This is a genomic window from Stenotrophomonas maltophilia complex sp. Om-AH-Sm3 (assembly GCF_059337855.1).
This window is the reverse complement of sequence record NZ_JBYBLQ010000010.1, coordinates 100,530-116,416: the sequence shown is the minus strand read 5'-3', so window position 1 is coordinate 116,416 and position 15,887 is coordinate 100,530. Positions and strand designations below refer to the sequence as shown.

Below are 15,887 nucleotides of genomic sequence, written 5' to 3'. Positions count from 1 at the left end.
TGGTCGGCACATCCACGCATGGCGTGGCTCTACTGACAGACCGAGCCAAGTCGGCAACTCACCCCACCGGCAACAGGATCGACACGCACAGCCCGCCATCACCGCGGTTCTGCAGCGACACCCGCCCACCGTGTGCCTCCACGATCTCGCGGGTCAGTGCCAGTCCCAACCCGGTACCGTTGCGCTTGGTCGAATAGAACGGCATCAGCGCGTTCTGCAGCACCTGCTCGTTCATGCCCTTGCCACGGTCCAGCACATCCAGGCGCAGCCATTGCGGCAACCGCGTCAGCTGCACCTGCACGTCATCATTGGGCGGATCGGCTTCGGCACAGGCTTCATGCGCGTTCTTCAGCAGGTTCAACAGCGCCTGCCCGAACTGCGCGATGTCGATCCGGCTGCTCAGTTCCTCGTCCGGTTCACGTTCCATGCCGAACGGAATCTGCTGGCGCAGGCTGGACAGGAAGGGCGCCCAGTGCACGGTCTGCAGTTGCGGTTGCGGCAGCTTGGCGAAGCGCGCATAGCCACGGATGAAGCCTTCCAGGTGGCGCGCGCGGTCTTCGATGGTGGTGAAGATCTCCGGCAGCCGATCGAAGCGCTCGCGTTGTACCAGCACGCCGCCGGAATGGGCCAGCGAGGCGATCGGCGCCAGCGAGTTGTTGAGCTCGTGGCTGATCACCCGGATCACCTTCTTCCACGTCTGCACTTCCTGGCGGCGCAGTTCGGCGGTGAGCAGGCGTACCAGCAGCAGGTCGTGCGGGCGGCCGTTGAGCTGGAAAGATCGGCGTGAGAGGTGATAGACCTGTTCGTCGTCCTCATCGCCGTCTTCGCCTTCCGCATGCACCGCGAACAGGCTGTCGCCGCCACGGGCGATGGCATCGCGCAGCTCCACCGGCACCTGTTCCAGCACCTCTTCCAGGCGCTGGCCTTCCAGCTTCCAGCCGCCATGCAGCAGCTTGCGCGCGGCCAGGTTGGAGAACACCACGCGGGCGATGCCATCGCCGCCGGAAGCAATCAGCAGCATCGCCACCGGGGTGTTCTGTACCATGGTGTCCAGCAGCAGTTCGCGCTGCACCAGGCCTTGCCGCTGCTCGCGCAGCACGTCGCCCAGTTCGCGGTGCGCCTGCACCAGGTCACCCAGTTCGTCGTTGCCTGGCCAGTACACACCGAAGTTGTACTCACCGTCGCGGTAGCTGCTGGTGGTGCCGGCCAAGGCGCGCATCAATGAACGTACCGGCGCGGTTGCACGGCGCAGGGTCCACCACATCAGCGACAGCAGGATCAGCGCCGACACCGTGGTCACCACCCAGCCATGGTCCATCCAGTAGGCCAGCAGCCACGGCAACGCGGCGGCCAGCGCCAGCACCGGCAGCAGGCGCAGGAACAGGCGGAAGGTGAACGAGCGCCGTTTCATTCGCGTGGGATGCCGTGCCGGTCCATGCGCCGGTACAGTGCCTGGCGGCTCAGGCCGAGTTCGGCGGCGGCCTGGGCGATGACGCCGTGGTTGCGCGCCAGCACATCCTCGATGCGCGCACGGTCAGGATCATTGCCGGCACTGGCTGCCGGTCGCGGTGCAGGTGCGGCACGCGGCAGGTTCAGGTCGGCCACTTCGATGCGGTTGCCGGTCGCCAGCAGCTCGGCCCGCTGGATCACGTTGCGCAGTTCGCGCACGTTGCCGGGCCAAGGGTGCCGTTGCAAGGCCGCGGTGGCGGCGCTGGAAAGTGGCTTGCCGGCGGTCAGGAAGCGCTCGGCCAGGGGCACGATGTCGCCCGGGCGCTCGGCCAATGGTGGCAGTACCAGTTCCACCGTATTGAGGCGGTAGTACAGGTCTTCGCGGAAGGTGCCGTCGCGGATCATCGCCGGCAGGTCGGCATTGGTCGCGCTGACCACGCGGACTTTGACCTGGCGCTCGCGATTGGAGCCAAGGCGCTCGAAGCGCCCTGTTTCCAGCACACGCAGGAGCTTCATCTGGCCGCCCAGCGACAGGTTGCCGATCTCATCCAGGAACAGCGTTCCGCCGTCGGCGGCTTCGAACTTGCCCTCGCGTGCCTTGTTGGCGCCGGTATATGCGCCGGCTTCGGCACCGAACAGTTCGGCCTCGATCAGTTCCGAGGGCAGGGCGCCGCAGTTGACCGTGATGAACGGGCCCTTGGCCACCAGCGAGTTGGCCTGGATGATCTGCGCGATCTTCTCCTTGCCGGCACCATTGGGACCGGTGATCAGCACCGGCAGGTCGGAGCGCGCGACCTGGCAGGCCAGGGCAATGACGCGCTCGCTGGCCGGATCGGCGAAGACCGCACCACACAGCTCGTACTTTTCTTCCAGCGCATTGCGCTGGCGCAGCTCACGGCTGCGGCGGCGGTCCAGCTCGCGCCGCGCCTCGGACAGCTCGAGCAGGTTGTTGACCGTGGTCAGCAGCTTGCGGTCGTCCCAGGGCTTGGCCAGGTAGTCGGCGGCACCGGCCTTGACCAGGTCCACCGCACTGCTCAGGTGGGTCCAGGCGGTGAGCAGGATCACCGGCAGGTCCGGGTGGCGTGCGCGGATCTGTGCGAACAGGTCTTCGCCTTCTTCGCCGGAGGTGGTGTCCTCGCTGAAATTCATGTCCTGGATCACCAGGTCGACCGGCTGCGACTCGAGCAAGGCCAGCCCTTCGGCCGGGGTCTGCGCCTGCAGGGTGTCGATGTCATGCAGGGAGAACAGCACGTCCAGCGCGGTGCCCACGCTGGCGTTGTCGTCGATGATCAGGATCGAAGGCATCAAGCAGTTCTGCAGAAAGGGATGGGCGGCGCCGATGGAGCCGTGCTCGTATCCATACGCCGGGAGAGCCCGGCGCCACCCATCAAGCATAGCCAAAGCCGTGGCGACGAGGGCGGGCTGGTTTCAGCGCCGCGCTGGTGGAGGCGGTGGTGCCGGCGGTGGCGGAGCGGCCAGCGCCAGCCGCCACGAGGTGGCGTCCACCGGGACGGTGAGCTCGCGTTTGTCGCGGCGCAGCAACAGGTACACAGTCGGGGCACTGGAATGCCGCAGTGCATCGGCAAGATGCTCGATCCGCCGCACGGCCGTATCGTCCAAGCGCAGGATGCGGTCGCCGCTGCGCACGCCGAAGCGGGCTTCCGGACGCGCGGCGTCCACCCGTACCTGGCCCTCGGTCGAGCGGAGCGCCAGGCGGGCATCATCCTGGCGCCATTCCAGCGTCTGCGAGCTGCCACCGCCGGCCAGCGCCGGCAGTGGCAGCAGTGCCATCAACAGCATTCGGCAGGCACGCACCTCACGCGCCCCGCGTGGCGACTGCGGGCGGGACCGCTGCCGCGCGCCGGGCCGGCCCGAACACCGCGATCTGGCCCAGCACCCACAGCAGAAGCGCGCCCAGCGGCAGGTAGTACAGGGGCATGCGCGGCAGCTCGTACAGGTTCATCAGTGCCAGGTTGATCGCGTAGGCTGCCAGCATGCCCAGCACGATGCCCAGCGAGGCCAGCAGGAAGTTCTCGGTCTGGAAGTAGCGCAGGATCTGGCCGCGGGTGGCACCGAGTGCGCGGCGGATGCCGATCTGCTTGCTGCGCTGCTGCACCCAGAAGCTGGCCAAGCCGATGATGCCCAGTGCGGTCACCACCAGCAGCGAGACGCTGACGGTGATCAGCAGGCCAACCATCGCGCGGTCGTTCTTGAAGAAGTCCTTGCGCTGGTCTTCATAGGTCAGCTTGTCGCGCATCAGCCGGTTGGGGTCATTGCGCTCCAGTACAGCAGCCCCCGCATCAAGCACCTCCTGGCGGCGTTCCGGCGAAGTGCGCAGCACATAGGTGCCACCCTCGTCGAAGGTGCGCCGCATGGGCAGCAGCATGGAGTTCGTCCAGTTGTCATTCCAGCCGTTGGGCGTGCTCAGCGTGTCGACGATGCCGACCACATGCAGCGGCTGCTTGCCCATGTAGTAGGTCTTGCCCAGCGCGCTGCCGTTGGGTTCCATCTTGGCGGCGGTGGCCTGGGTGAGGATGACCGGGATGGCGTTTTCCTTGGCGCCCCCCTTGCTGGCGTCTTCGAAGTTCTGGTACTCGCCGGGCTGGAAATCGCGGCCGGCGATCAGGTTGATGCCCATCGTGGCCAGCCCGTTCTCGGACAGGGTGTACATCGAGGCGTTGGTGGTCGGCCGTTCCTGGTCGATCTCCCGCGAGATGCTGCTGCTGGACGAGCCGTTGCGGAAAGGCACCTGGTTGATGATGGTGACGTTGCTGACGCCGGGAAGCGCACGCAATGACGCCAGGTCCTCACGGGTGCGGGCCATGGCATCGGTCTGCTTGCCGATGCCGCTGACGCGGAGCATCACCAGTTCGTTCTCGGCGATGCCGCTGGGCATGCTGATCTTCTCCACGCGCTGGCTGACCAGGAACAGCGCGTTGCAGACGATGGCGCAGGTCAGTGCGACTTCCAGCACGATCAGGGCAGCGGCAGTCTTGTGCCGGCGCAGCGTGCTGAGGATGGGGCGGATGTCCATGGGAGTCCTCGTTCGGGTGCTTACTGCGACTTGAGCTGGATGGCCGGAGTGACCTGCATGGCGCGCCAGGCAGGCAGGAAACCGGCGGCAAGGCTGGCGAACAGGGTCAAGCCCAGCGCAAGCAGCAGCATGTTGCCGTCCAGGTGGGCCAGCTTTGCGTACTCCACCGGTTGCTGGCGCACCGCGAACAGGCCGAGCAGGGCCAGGCCGATGCCCAGCACGCCCCCGACCACGCCGACCGCGCCGGCTTCCACCAGGCACTGCAGGAAGATCTGGCCACGGCTGGCACCGAGTGCGCGGCGCACGCCGATCTCACCACTGCGGCGCAGGAACTTGGCCAGCAGCAGGCCCACCGTGTTGACCAGGCAGACCCCCAGGAAACCCAGTGCCAGCCACAGCTGCAGGCGCACATCGCTGGGCACCGCGCCGTTGAAGTCCAGCCATTCCATCACGGTGCGCAGGCGCACGTTCGGCGGGTGCTTGAAGCGGCCGGCCTGGCGCTGCTGGCTCGAATAGTTCTCCAGGTAGCGGCGGTAGTCGGCGGCCTTGGCCGGGTCCATCTCCACCCAGTACTGCAGCCACGCGCACGGCGCATTGAGCGAGTAGCTGTTGCCGTCGGGATTTTCGCCGAAGCAGTTCATGTTGCCGTTGCTGCCCAGTTTCAGGTCGAAGGACGTGGAAATCGGCAGCAGCAGGTCCTCGTTCTTGCCGTAGCTGCCGGTGGTCAGGTCGTAGAAGTGCGGCTCCGGGCTCCACTCCTTCATCACGCCGACGATGCGGTAGCTCTGGCCTTCCATGCGCAGGTCGCGGCCTACGCTGTTGGCGCCCTGGTAAAGCTTGTCGTTGAGCGCCTTGGAGATGACCACCACGCGTGCGCGGCCTTCGTCGTCCTCGCGCGTCCACGGGCGGCCGTACTGCATGGGCACCTCGAACATCGGGAAGAAATCGGCCGAGGTCCAGCGGGTGTCGATGCTGAAGGGCTTGAGGGTGCTGTTGTCCGGTTCGATGGTGCCGCCGCCGCCGCTCATCAGCGCCTGGCGCTCGCCCTTGGCTTCGCGCAGCAGGGCTTCACCGTCGAAGCGGGTCAACTGTGTTTCCGGCTCCTCGCCCGCGACATAGGCGCCGGTCGCGGCATCGAGCTGCACATAGAACAGCCGGTCACTCTTGCCGGGAATCGGGTCACCGGACAGCACATGGAACACGGTCAAGGTGGTCATCGAGGCGCCGATGCCGAGCGCGATGGCAACCACCATCAGCGCGGTCAGGACCTTGTTGCGGCGGAAGCTGCGCACCGCCAGTCGGGCGTAGTAGGCGAACATGGTAGGGCCCTCACTCGTTGACGGCGACGATGTGGCGCGGCGGCGTGACCAGCACTGGCTCGCGCACCAGGTCGGTCACCTGGCCATCAACGATGTGCACGTTGCGCTGCGCGCGCGCGGCCAGTTCCGGGTCGTGGGTGACCATTACGATGGTGGTGCCGGCGGCATTGATCTCCTCCAGCAGTTCCATCACGCCACGCGCCATCTGCGTATCCAGGTTGCCGGTCGGTTCGTCGGCCAGCAGCAGGCGCGGGCTGCCGGCCAGTGCACGCGCGATCGCCGCACGCTGCTGCTGACCGCCGGACAGCTCATTCGGGTAGTGCTTCATGCGCGAGCCCAGGCCGACCTGGGTCAGCGCCTTCTCGATCCGTTCGCGGCGTTCGTTGGCGCTCATCTTCCGATAGCGCAGCGGCACGTCGACGTTGTCGAACAGGTTGAGGTCGGGGATCAGGTTGAAGCCCTGGAAGATGAAGCCGATCTTCTGGTTGCGCAGGCGGCTGCGGGCGTCATCGCCCAGCGTGCTCACATCCTGCCCGTCGAGCATGTAGGTACCGCTGGTGAAGGTTTCCAGCAGGCCGGCGATGTTGAGGAAGGTGGTCTTGCCGGAACCGGACGGACCGGTGACGGCGACGAACTCGCCTTCCTTGACCTGCAGTTCCAGGGAGCGCAACGCGTGGGTTTCCACCTGTTCGGTGCGGAAGACCTTGGCGACCGAACGCATTTCGAGCATGTACATGGGGTGTCCTCTCTCCAGGATTCAGGTATCAGTTGACGGAGACGCGTTCGGCGTCCTTGAACAGGTCGCTGCCGGAGACCACGATGCGGTCGCCCGGCTGCACACCCGACTTGATTTCCACTTCGCCCAGGCTGCTGACGCCCAGTTCCACCGGGCGGCGCACGGCGGTGCGGCCATCCATCACGTAGGCCATGCCGTTGCCCTGTTCGACGAACGGGCCGCGCTCGACCTTCAGCACGTTCTTGCGGGTATCGAGCAGCACGCGCACCGACATCCGCTGGCTCTGGCGCAGGCCTTCCGGCTGCGCGCTGGCGAAGCGCACGCGGGCGTTGACCTCGCCGTTGACGACTTCCGGTGATACCGCGCTGATCTCGCCCGGGAACGGCTGGCCGTTGCCGCCGGTCAGCTGGGCCGGCATGCCGATCGCCAGGTCGCGGGCGAAGCTCTCCGGCACCTTGATCTCGACCTCGAACTTGGACAGGTCGACCACGCCCAGCACCGGCGCGTTGGCGGCCAGGTTGGTGGACTGCACCGCCTGGACCTGGCCGACCTGGCCATCGAACGGGGCGCGCAGGGTCAGTGCATCGACCTGGCGTTGCACTTCGGCCACCACGGCCTTCTGGCGGTCGGCCAGCAGGCGCTTGTTGCGGGCATCCAGGTCGGCGCCCTGGCTCTGCAGGCGCGCGTCGGTGGTGGCGTTGGCCAGGGTGATGTCGGCCTTCTTCAGCGAGTCCTTCGCCTTGGCCAGGTCGATCTGCGGCACCGCACCGCCGTCGTAGCCGCGCTGGTAGCGCTGCAGGTCGCGGTCGGCGGCCTGGCGTTCGATGGTGGCCTGGTCGGTTTCCTTGCGTGACTTGGCACGGGCCAGGGTCGCGTCCAGCGCGGCGCGGCTGGCCTCGGCTTCCAGGCCGGCCAGCGTTGCCTGTTCCTGGGCCAGCTTGCTGCGCAGTTCCGGGCTGTCGATGATCGCCAGCTCCTGGCCCTTCTTGACCACGTCACCGGCGACGACCTTCAGGTCCACGGTACCGGCCGAGATCGCGTACAGGATCGGGCTGTTGGCGGCGATCACGCGGCCGTCGGCGGCGATGTCACGGACCAGGTCGCCCCGCTTCACCTCGGCGATGCGCACGCGGCTGCTGTCGAAGGAGCGGCTGGCATTGGACCAGGCATGGACCGCCCAGCCGATGCCGGCGAGCAGCGCAATGGCGCCCAGCGCCGGCCAGCGGTAGCGATGCCAGCTGGCGCGGGTGGTGCCGGCCGGGGCGGAGGAAACGATCTGGTCCTGTGCGGAAGTGTCGCGGATCATCGGGTGCGTGCCTGACGGTGGTAGCCAACACCAAGCACGTAGCGTGCCAACCTTATTTCCTTTCAGGTCAAGGGGTTGGGGATTTCGGGGGAGTGTCCGGGTGTCCGCGGACACCTTTCCGGACACTTTCATTAAGCGGACAGGAGGGGGAAGCCAGGCAGGCGGGCTAGAATGCGCCGATCGTCTCCAAGGAATCGCGTGACATGTGTGGAATCGTGGGTGCAATCGCCGATCGCGATGTGGTGCCGGTACTGATCGAAGGCCTGAAGCGGCTCGAGTACCGTGGTTACGACTCCTCGGGCATCGCAGTGATCGACCACGCCGAGCGCCCCGAAGTCCGTCGCGTCCGTCGTACCGGTCGAGTGTCGGAAATGGCCACGGCGGCCGAGGCCGAGGGCTTCAATGCGGTGCTGGGCATCGGCCACACCCGCTGGGCCACCCACGGCGGTGTCACCGAGGCCAATGCACATCCGCACATCAGCCACGGTGTGGCCCTGGTGCACAACGGCATCATCGAGAACCACGAAGAGCAGCGCGAGAAGCTGCGCGCGCTGGGCTACACGTTTGAATCGCAGACCGACACCGAGGTCATCGCGCACCTGATCCACCATCATCTGAAGGGCGGCGACGACCTGCTGGTGGCGCTGCAGCACACGGTGAAGGAGCTGACCGGTGCCTACGCGCTGGCCGTGGTCAGCCGCGCCGAGCCGGAGCGCTTCGTCTGCGCGCGCATGGGCTGCCCGCTGCTGGTCGGCCTGGGCGAGGGAGAGAACTTCGTCGCCTCCGACGTCTCGGCCGTGATCTCGGCCACGCGCAAGGTGATCTTCCTGGAAGAGGGCGACACCGCCGAGATCCGTCGCGACGGCGTGCGCATTTTCGATGAGCACGACCAGCCGGTCGAGCGCGACGTGCATCTGTCCGACGTGTCGCTGGCATCGCTGGAGCTGGGCCCGTACCGCCACTTCATGCAGAAGGAAATCCACGAGCAGCCGCGCGCGCTGGGCGACACCATCGAGGCGGCGATCGATGCCGGTGGTTTCCCGGCCGGGCTGTTCGGCAAGAACGCCGAAGCGGTGCTGTCGGGCATCGAAGGCGTGCAGATCATCGCCTGCGGCACCAGCTACTACTCGGGCCTGACCGCGCGCTACTGGATCGAGGCCATCGCCGGCCTGCCGTGCAGCGTGGAAATCGCCAGCGAGTACCGCTATCGCGCGGCCTACGCGAACCCCAAGCATCTGATCGTGACCATCTCGCAGTCCGGCGAAACGCTGGATACGATGGAAGCGCTGAAGTACGCCAAATCGCTGGGCCACAAGCACACGCTGTCGATCTGCAACGTGCCGGAAAGTGCGATTCCGCGCGCCAGCGAACTGGTCTGCTACACCCGCGCCGGCGCCGAGATCGGCGTGGCCTCGACCAAGGCCTTCACCACCCAGCTGGCCGCACTGTTCCAGTTGACCATGGTGCTGGGCAAGCTGCATGGCCGCATCGACGCGGCGCAGGAAGCGGACTATCTGGAACAGCTGCGCTTCCTGCCGGGCAGCGTGCAGCACGCGCTGAACATGGAGCCACAGATCGCCGCCTGGGCCGAGCGTTTCGCGCGCAAGAGCAGCGCATTGTTCCTTGGCCGCGGCCTGCATTACCCGATCGCGCTGGAGGGCGCGCTCAAGCTCAAGGAAATCTCCTACATCCACGCCGAGGCCTACCCGGCGGGCGAGCTGAAGCATGGTCCGCTGGCGCTGGTGGACGAGGACATGCCGGTGGTGGTGATCGCCCCCAACGACAGCCTGCTGGAGAAGGTGAAGTCGAACATGCAGGAAGTGCGTGCGCGTGGTGGCGAGCTGTTCGTGTTCGCCGACCAGGACAGCAACTTCAATGAGTCCGAAGGCGTACATGTGATCCGCACGCCGCGCCATGCGGGCGTGCTCAGCCCGATCGTGCACACCATCCCGGTGCAGCTGCTGGCCTACCACACCGCGCTGGCGCGCGGCACCGACGTGGACAAGCCGCGCAACCTGGCCAAGAGCGTGACGGTGGAGTAAGGCATTCCCGGAGCTGTGGGATGCTGCATGCGAAAGGGGCCTGCGAGGCCCCTTTCGTTTGTGCCGGACGCAGTGCGAAGTGGGACAGCCGCCGGGCGTTCTGTCCGTCGTCGGCAGCAGGCAATCATTCTTTAATGCGCGGCATCGCCTGTATTCAGCGGCGGTTTCAGCCGCGGTGCCATTCTCTGGATCGTCAGTTGGTTCCCACGACGAACTGTCCTATCGATGCCGGTAGTGACCGAGGGTCGCAGTCGTAGAATCGATCTGGTCGAGGTTCGGGTTGAGTCGTTGAACCCGCCTCGTTCGCGTTGCAGCACGTCGTCTGCCGAGCCATTCCAAGCGGCAGCCGGGTGCGCCAGACGTGCGCTGAAAGGTCTGTTCCCGGGGAGGGGGCGTATCGGAAGAGCACACTTTTTTGACTTCAGTGACCTGCACCAGGAAACAAGAATGAACGTCCGCGAACTCCTGCAATCCAAGAAAGAAGCTGTCATCACCATCGATGCCGAAGACACGATCGGTGCCGCCGCCCACAAGATGAGCGCGAACAGGATCGCTGCGCTGGTGGTGATGAAGGACGATGCCCCGGTCGGCATCATTTCCGAGAAGGACATCGTGCGCACCCTGGCCGACGACGGCCCGCAGGCCGGCCGCCGGGTGATTTCCAGCCTGCCGTCCACCGGTCTGGAGGGCATTGCGCCGGAAGCCACGCTGAAACAGGCCATGTCGTTGATGACGTACTCGCGGCGCCGTCACCTGATGGTCACTGAAGGCACTCGCCTGGTCGGCATCCTCAGCCTGGGCGATATCGTGAAGAACCTGCTGGGCGAGCTGGAACTGGAAAAGGCGGTGCTGCAGGACATCTACATGGCCGCCCACTGAGGGCCGCAGCGCTGGAAGCAGAGAAGCCGGGCATTGCCCGGCTTCTTCGTTCACGGCACCGGTGATATCAGAACGTGACCTTCACCGAATCGGCGCTGTAGTTCGCCGGCCCGTGATAGACCACTTCGATGTTGTTGCCATCGGGGTCGAGCACGAAGGCGCCGTAGTAGCCCGGGTGGTAGGGGCGTTCGCCTGGCGCGCCATTGTCGGTACCGCCGGCGGCGATCGCGGCAGTGTGGAAGGCATCAACGGTGGCGCTGTCGCGGGCCTGGAAGGCGAGATGGTGGCGGCCGGTCAGCTGGCCGGCGGCGGCACGGCTGCTGGCACTGGAAATGAACAGCTCGTCGGCCCAGAAGAAGTCTGGCCCTTCGCCGCCCAGTGGGATGCCGATCGTGTCGAACACTGCCTGGTAGAAGCGGCGGCTGGCGGGCAGGTCACGCACCACCAGCTGGATGTGGTCGATCAGGCGGCCACGGTGCAGTTCCATCGTTTCCATACGAACCTCACAGAAAAAGGGGACGGAGGGGATTAAGTCGCTTCCAGCACAATAGTGCCAGAAACGGCTTAATCCCCTCCGTCCCCTTTTCGGGGTCAGACGTTGGCGATGATCTCGACCCAGTAGCCGTCCGGGTCCTTGATGAAGGCCAGGTTCTTCATGCGGCCGTCGGTCAGGCGCTTCTGGAAGGTTACCCCGAGGTCCTCGAAGCGCTGGCAGGCCGCCTCGATGTCCGGCACCGACACGCAGATGTGGCCGAAGCCGCGCGGGTCGCTGTTGCCGTCGTGATAGACCGCACCGTCCTGGGTTTCGGTGCCGTGGTTATGGGTCAGTTCCAGCACGCCCGGTAGGCCGGCCATCCACACGCGGCGCTGGCTGTCGTCTTCCGGTACCACCACGCCGGCAGGGACGTAGGCCAGGAAGTACAGGCTGAACTGGGCCTCCGGGAAGTCGCGCTTGTCGATCAGCTGGTAGCCGAGCACGCGGGTGTAGAAGTCCAGCGAGGCGGTGATGTCCTTCACCCGCAGCATGGTGTGGTTGAACACGAAGCCGGTGGTTTCGGCCGGGGCCTGGGCGGCGACGCCGGGGACATCGCGCAGGGCGGGAATGGTCATGGGGGAGGTCCTTCAGACAGGGCCGTTGCCGGCCGGATGGGGGCATTCTACCGGCCAGCACCTGACGGTACCGCGACGTACAATGGCCGGATCGCACCGTTCCGTCCTGACAACGATTGCCCGCCATGTCGCAGCGTGAATGGGTGGCCGCCGCCATCCGCAAGATTGAAGCCGATTTCAACCGCTCCGCCGATACCCACCTGATCCCGCTGGCGCTGCCCGGGTTCGAGGGCATCGATGTGTACCTGAAGGATGAGTCGAGCCATCCCACCGGCAGCCTCAAGCACCGGCTGGCGCGCTCGCTGTTCCTGTATGCGCTGGCCAATGGCTGGCTGCGCGAAGGGCGGCCGGTGATCGAAGCGTCCAGCGGCTCGACGGCGGTGTCCGAAGCCTATTTCGCGCGCCTGCTCGGCCTGCCGTTCATTGCGGTGATCCCGGCCACCACCTCGCCGGAGAAGATCGCCGCGATCGAGTTCCACGGGGGCCGCTGCCACCTGGTCGAACGTGCCTGCGACCTCAACTGTGATTCGGAAAAGCTGGCCCGTGAAACCGGTGGCCACTTCATGGACCAGTTCACCTACGCTGAGCGCGCGACCGACTGGCGTGCCAACAACAACATCGCCGAGTCCATCTTCAAGCAGATGGCCGAAGAGCCCAGCCCGGTTCCGGAATGGATCGTGTGCAGCCCCGGCACCGGCGGTACCGCCGCCACCCTGGGCCGCTATGTCAGCTACCGCCGCCACGATACCCGCATCCTGTGCGCGGACCCGGAAGTGTCGGTGTTCTTCGACGGCTACCGGGCCGCTGTGGCCGGTGGACAGGACTGGCGCGACCTGACCTGCAGTGGTGGTTCGCGCGTGGAGGGCATCGGCCGGCCACGGGTGGAGCCGAGCTTCATCCCGACCAGCGTCGATGCGATGGTCAAGGTACCCGACGCGCTGAGCCTGGCCGCGATGCGCCATGTCAGCCGCCAGCTCGGCCGCCGCGTCGGTGGCTCCACCGGCACCAACTTCATCGGCGTGCTGCAGGCCGCGCAATGGATGCGCGAGGCGGGCCACCAGGGCAGCATCGTCAGCATCCTGTGCGACAGCGGCGAACGCTACGCGCAGAGCTATTACGACCCGGCGTGGTACCTGCGCCAGGGCATCGATGTCGACGGCGCCGATGCACAGCTGGCCGCGGCGGTGGCCGGGCAGGGGTTGCCCGAGCTGCCGTGGTGCAGCCTGGAAGCGCTGTAGCATGGACGACGCTCTCGCCGGGCCATGCCGGCGATGCCAGGGGGCACCGCAGAGGCATGCGTCGATTGGTAGAGTCGACTGTTAGTCGACTGCTCTACGTTCAGGTCGCGAAAATCCCGCGCTGCGCGCGAAAGTCGACTGACAGTCGACTCTACCCGGTCGCCGGGGCGTCTCAATATCCCGCCGCGGTGAAGGCGTCGAGCACCGCGTCGCGCAGTGCATCGGGCAACGCCTCGATGTCCATCGCACGGTCATCCAGGTGCAGGGTGGGATCCAGGATGCTGGCGCGGCCCTGGGCCAATGCCTGCAACCACAGCAACACGCAGATCACGAACTCGCGCTCATGGCCCAGCTGCAGCTGGCTGGCGCCGCGCTCGACCACTTCGAACGGGTACCACTCCTGGCTTTCATTGAACGTGCCGCCCTGCTGCAGCACCGCCTGCAACTGCTGCAGGTGGCGCGGGGCGTCGTCGCCGGCATCGCACAGCGAGGCGATCCAGGCCAGTTCGGCCGCGCTGGCAGACAGTGCCAGCGACCGCGCCGGTGAGGCGGATGCAACTGCAGCCAGACCTTCCATGTGGGGCCTCGTTCGGTACGTGCCGCTGCGGACTCCCCCGCACCCAGAGCTTCGGGGGGCGCGCGTAAGGCCGATGTGAATGCCGTGCCCCCTTGTCAGCGATGCCTGGCAGCGCCATATCTACCGGGCTGCCCGCCTGCCGGGCCCGTACTCTGGAGACCTGCCGTGACCGTTGCCAACCCCCTGCTCGATTTTTCCGGCCTGCCGCGCTTCGAGGCGATCCGCCCCGAGCACGTGGCGCCGGCGCTGGATGTGCTGCTGGCCGAGGCCGAAGCCGCCGTCAGCGCAGCCGAGCAGGTGCAGCCGGTCACCTGGCAGACCTTCGTGACCCCGCTGGACGATGCCACCGAGCGCCTGTGGCGCGCCTGGGGCCTGGTCGGCCACCTGCAGGGCGTGGTCAACACCCCGGAGCTGCGCGAGGCCTACAACAGCAACCTGCCGCGGGTGACCCGCTTCGCCAGTGCGCTGGGGCAGAACCTGGCGCTTTACCGCCAGTACCAGGCGCTGGCCGCCAGCCCGGAGGCGGCGCATTTCGATGAAGCCCAGCGCAAGGTGCTGGACAACACCCTGCGCGACTTCCGCCTGGGCGGCGCCGAGCTGGCGCCCGAGGCGCAGCAGCGTTTTGCTGCGATCAAGGAAGAACTGTCGGCGCTGTCGGCGAAGTTCTCGCAGAACGTGCTCGACGCTACCGATGCCTGGTCGCTGATCATCGAAGACGAAGCGCGGCTGAAGGGCCTGCCGGAAGACGTGAAGGCCGCCGCGCATGCCGCAGCACAGAAGGACGGCAAGGCCGGCTGGAAACTGACCCTGCAGATGCCGTGCTACCTGCCGGTGCAGACCTGGGGCGAGGACCGCGACCTGCGCGAGATCCTGTACCGCGCCAGCGCCCAGCGTGCGTCCGAATTCGGCGATGACGCACTGGACAACAGCGGCAACATCGACCGCATCCTTGCCCTGCGCGCCGAACTGGCTGCGTTGCTCGGCTTCGATTCGTACGGCCATTACTCGGTGGCGACCAAGATGGCGCAGGACCCGGCCGAAGTGCTCGGTTTCCTGCGTGACCTGGCCGCGCGCGCCAAGCCGTTCGCCGCCAGGGACCGCGCCGAGCTGGAGCAGTTCGCGCGCGAACAGCTCGGCATCGACAGCCTGCAGGCCTGGGACCTGGCCTTCGCCGCCGACCGCCTGAAGCAGGCGCGTTACAGCTATTCCGAGCAGGAGGTGAAGCAGTATTTCACCGAGCCGAAGGTACTGGGCGGCCTGTTCTCGGTGATCGAGCAGCTGTACGGCCTGCGCGTGCAGGAGGACAGCGCGCCGGTGTGGCACGAGGATGTGCGCTTCTTCCGGTTGGTCGATGCGCAGGGTGCGCTGGTTGGCCAGTTCTACCTGGACCTGTACGCCCGCGAGGGCAAGCGCGGCGGGGCGTGGATGGATGATTGCCGCAACCGTCGCGTGCGCACCGACGGCAGCGTGCAGACGCCGCTGGTTTACCTGGTGTGCAACTTCGGCCGCGGTGCCAACGGCAAGCCGGCCACCTTCAGCCACAACGAAGTGACCACGCTGTTCCATGAGATGGGCCACGGCCTGCACCAGCTGCTGACCCGCATCGGCGAACTGGGCGTCGCCGGCATCAACGGCGTGGAATGGGATGCGGTGGAGCTGCCCAGCCAGTTCATGGAGAACTTCTGCTGGGAATGGGATCACCTGCAGGCGATGACCGCGCACGTGGACAGCGGCGAGCCGCTGCCGCGCGGGCTGTACGAGCGCATGCTGGCCGCGCGCAACTTCCACAGCGGCATGGCCACCGTCCGCCAGCTGGAGTTCGGCCTGTTCGACATGCTGCTGCACAGCCAGTTCGAACCAGCGCAGGACAGCGTGCTGGCACTGTTGGACCGCGTGCGCGCGGAAGTGGCGGTGAACCACCCGCCGGCCTGGAACCGCTTCCCGCACCAGTTCAGCCACATCTTTGCGGGCGGTTACGCCGCAGGTTACTACAGCTACAAGTGGGCCGAGGTACTCAGCGCCGACGCCTATGCCGCTTTCGAGGAAGCGCCGCAGGCACTGGCTGAAACCGGTGCACGCTTCCGTGATGAGATCCTGTCGCGCGGTGGCAGCCGCCCGGCGGCGGACAACTTCAAGGCCTTCCGCGGCCGTGCTCCGCAGATCGATGCGCTGCTGCGCCACTCGGGCATGGCGTAAT

At 66.6% G+C, this 15,887-nt stretch carries 14 protein-coding genes; 4 read left to right on the top strand and 10 right to left on the bottom strand.

The window, feature by feature from the left end; genetic code table 11:
• Positions 1-58 precede the first annotated feature (58 nt).
• The 7 genes from AC10QF_RS13715 to AC10QF_RS13685 all read right to left on the bottom strand — a co-directional run bounded on the left by AC10QF_RS13715 (position 59) and on the right by AC10QF_RS13685 (position 7,844).
• Positions 59-1,411 (bottom strand): sensor histidine kinase, encoded by a 1,353-nt coding sequence (locus AC10QF_RS13715; RefSeq protein WP_053497583.1) that lies wholly within the window; start codon positions 1,409-1,411, stop codon positions 59-61.
• Positions 1,408-2,754: a sigma-54-dependent transcriptional regulator gene (locus AC10QF_RS13710; protein WP_065178012.1), complete on the bottom strand. Its 1,347-nt coding sequence runs from the start codon at positions 2,752-2,754 to the stop codon at positions 1,408-1,410. Before AC10QF_RS13710 ends, AC10QF_RS13715 begins: the two co-directional genes overlap by 4 nt.
• Before the next feature lie 123 nt (positions 2,755-2,877).
• Positions 2,878-3,249, bottom strand: coding sequence for a PDZ domain-containing protein (locus AC10QF_RS13705; RefSeq protein ID WP_065178013.1), 372 nt, complete (start codon positions 3,247-3,249; stop codon positions 2,878-2,880).
• Between the two features lie 16 nt (positions 3,250-3,265).
• Positions 3,266-4,483, bottom strand: a complete 1,218-nt coding sequence (locus tag AC10QF_RS13700) for an ABC transporter permease (protein WP_494542378.1) — start codon at positions 4,481-4,483, stop codon at positions 3,266-3,268.
• A gap of 20 nt (positions 4,484-4,503) precedes the next feature.
• Positions 4,504-5,802, bottom strand: coding sequence for an ABC transporter permease (locus AC10QF_RS13695; RefSeq protein ID WP_005419489.1), 1,299 nt, complete (start codon positions 5,800-5,802; stop codon positions 4,504-4,506).
• Between the two features lie 10 nt (positions 5,803-5,812).
• Positions 5,813-6,538 carry an ABC transporter ATP-binding protein gene (locus tag AC10QF_RS13690; protein WP_010481339.1) on the bottom strand — a complete coding sequence of 242 codons (726 nt, stop codon included), beginning with the start codon at positions 6,536-6,538 and terminating at the stop codon, positions 5,813-5,815.
• A 28-nt stretch (positions 6,539-6,566) separates the two neighbouring features.
• Positions 6,567-7,844: an efflux RND transporter periplasmic adaptor subunit gene (locus AC10QF_RS13685; RefSeq protein WP_005419485.1), complete on the bottom strand. Its 1,278-nt coding sequence runs from the start codon at positions 7,842-7,844 to the stop codon at positions 6,567-6,569.
• A gap of 203 nt (positions 7,845-8,047) precedes the next feature.
• On the opposite strand from AC10QF_RS13685, the gene glmS reads away from it, so the two are divergent.
• Positions 8,048-9,886 (top strand): glutamine--fructose-6-phosphate transaminase (isomerizing), encoded by a 1,839-nt coding sequence (gene glmS / locus AC10QF_RS13680; protein ID WP_069139708.1) that lies wholly within the window; start codon positions 8,048-8,050, stop codon positions 9,884-9,886.
• A 447-nt stretch (positions 9,887-10,333) separates the two neighbouring features.
• Positions 10,334-10,765, top strand: a complete 432-nt coding sequence (locus AC10QF_RS13675; RefSeq protein WP_005411115.1) for a CBS domain-containing protein — start codon at positions 10,334-10,336, stop codon at positions 10,763-10,765.
• Positions 10,766-10,832: 67 nt separating this feature from the next.
• Here the strand turns inward: AC10QF_RS13675 and AC10QF_RS13670 are convergent, their stop codons facing one another.
• Both AC10QF_RS13670 and gloA read right to left on the bottom strand, forming a co-directional pair.
• The gene (locus AC10QF_RS13670; protein ID WP_095378270.1) at positions 10,833-11,261 is read right to left on the bottom strand and encodes a VOC family protein; all 429 of its coding nucleotides are present in this window, start codon (positions 11,259-11,261) and stop codon (positions 10,833-10,835) included.
• 95 nt (positions 11,262-11,356) lie between these two features.
• Complete coding sequence (gene gloA / locus AC10QF_RS13665) at positions 11,357-11,875, bottom strand: lactoylglutathione lyase (RefSeq protein WP_134955650.1); 519 nt, start codon at positions 11,873-11,875, stop codon at positions 11,357-11,359.
• A gap of 125 nt (positions 11,876-12,000) precedes the next feature.
• Here gloA and AC10QF_RS13660 point away from each other — a divergent pair, with 125 nt between their 5' ends.
• The gene (locus AC10QF_RS13660) at positions 12,001-13,113 is read left to right on the top strand and encodes a PLP-dependent cysteine synthase family protein (protein ID WP_095378271.1); all 1,113 of its coding nucleotides are present in this window, start codon (positions 12,001-12,003) and stop codon (positions 13,111-13,113) included.
• A 172-nt stretch (positions 13,114-13,285) separates the two neighbouring features.
• On the opposite strand, the gene AC10QF_RS13655 is transcribed toward AC10QF_RS13660, so the two are convergent.
• Positions 13,286-13,690 carry a hypothetical protein gene (locus AC10QF_RS13655; protein ID WP_069139157.1) on the bottom strand — a complete coding sequence of 135 codons (405 nt, stop codon included), beginning with the start codon at positions 13,688-13,690 and terminating at the stop codon, positions 13,286-13,288.
• Between the two features lie 165 nt (positions 13,691-13,855).
• Here AC10QF_RS13655 and AC10QF_RS13650 point away from each other — a divergent pair, with 165 nt between their 5' ends.
• Complete coding sequence (locus AC10QF_RS13650; RefSeq protein ID WP_494542377.1) at positions 13,856-15,886, top strand: M3 family metallopeptidase; 2,031 nt, start codon at positions 13,856-13,858, stop codon at positions 15,884-15,886.
• Position 15,887: the final 1 nt, after the last annotated feature.

Bases quoted from the DNA above. Each gene is read 5' to 3' on its own strand.
- AC10QF_RS13715 (WP_053497583.1), bottom strand. From the start codon at position 1,411: ATGAAACGGCGCTCGTTCACCTTCCGCCTGTTCCTGCGCCTGCTGCCG.
- AC10QF_RS13710 (WP_065178012.1), bottom strand. From the start codon at position 2,754: ATGCCTTCGATCCTGATCATCGACGACAACGCCAGCGTGGGCACCGCG.
- AC10QF_RS13705 (WP_065178013.1), bottom strand. From the start codon at position 3,249: ATGCTGTTGATGGCACTGCTGCCACTGCCGGCGCTGGCCGGCGGTGGC.
- AC10QF_RS13700 (WP_494542378.1), bottom strand. From the start codon at position 4,483: ATGGACATCCGCCCCATCCTCAGCACGCTGCGCCGGCACAAGACTGCC.
- AC10QF_RS13695 (WP_005419489.1), bottom strand. From the start codon at position 5,802: ATGTTCGCCTACTACGCCCGACTGGCGGTGCGCAGCTTCCGCCGCAAC.
- AC10QF_RS13690 (WP_010481339.1), bottom strand. From the start codon at position 6,538: ATGTACATGCTCGAAATGCGTTCGGTCGCCAAGGTCTTCCGCACCGAA.
- AC10QF_RS13685 (WP_005419485.1), bottom strand. From the start codon at position 7,844: ATGATCCGCGACACTTCCGCACAGGACCAGATCGTTTCCTCCGCCCCG.
- glmS (WP_069139708.1), top strand. From the start codon at position 8,048: ATGTGTGGAATCGTGGGTGCAATCGCCGATCGCGATGTGGTGCCGGTA.
- AC10QF_RS13675 (WP_005411115.1), top strand. From the start codon at position 10,334: ATGAACGTCCGCGAACTCCTGCAATCCAAGAAAGAAGCTGTCATCACC.
- AC10QF_RS13670 (WP_095378270.1), bottom strand. From the start codon at position 11,261: ATGGAAACGATGGAACTGCACCGTGGCCGCCTGATCGACCACATCCAG.
- gloA (WP_134955650.1), bottom strand. From the start codon at position 11,875: ATGACCATTCCCGCCCTGCGCGATGTCCCCGGCGTCGCCGCCCAGGCC.
- AC10QF_RS13660 (WP_095378271.1), top strand. From the start codon at position 12,001: ATGTCGCAGCGTGAATGGGTGGCCGCCGCCATCCGCAAGATTGAAGCC.
- AC10QF_RS13655 (WP_069139157.1), bottom strand. From the start codon at position 13,690: ATGGAAGGTCTGGCTGCAGTTGCATCCGCCTCACCGGCGCGGTCGCTG.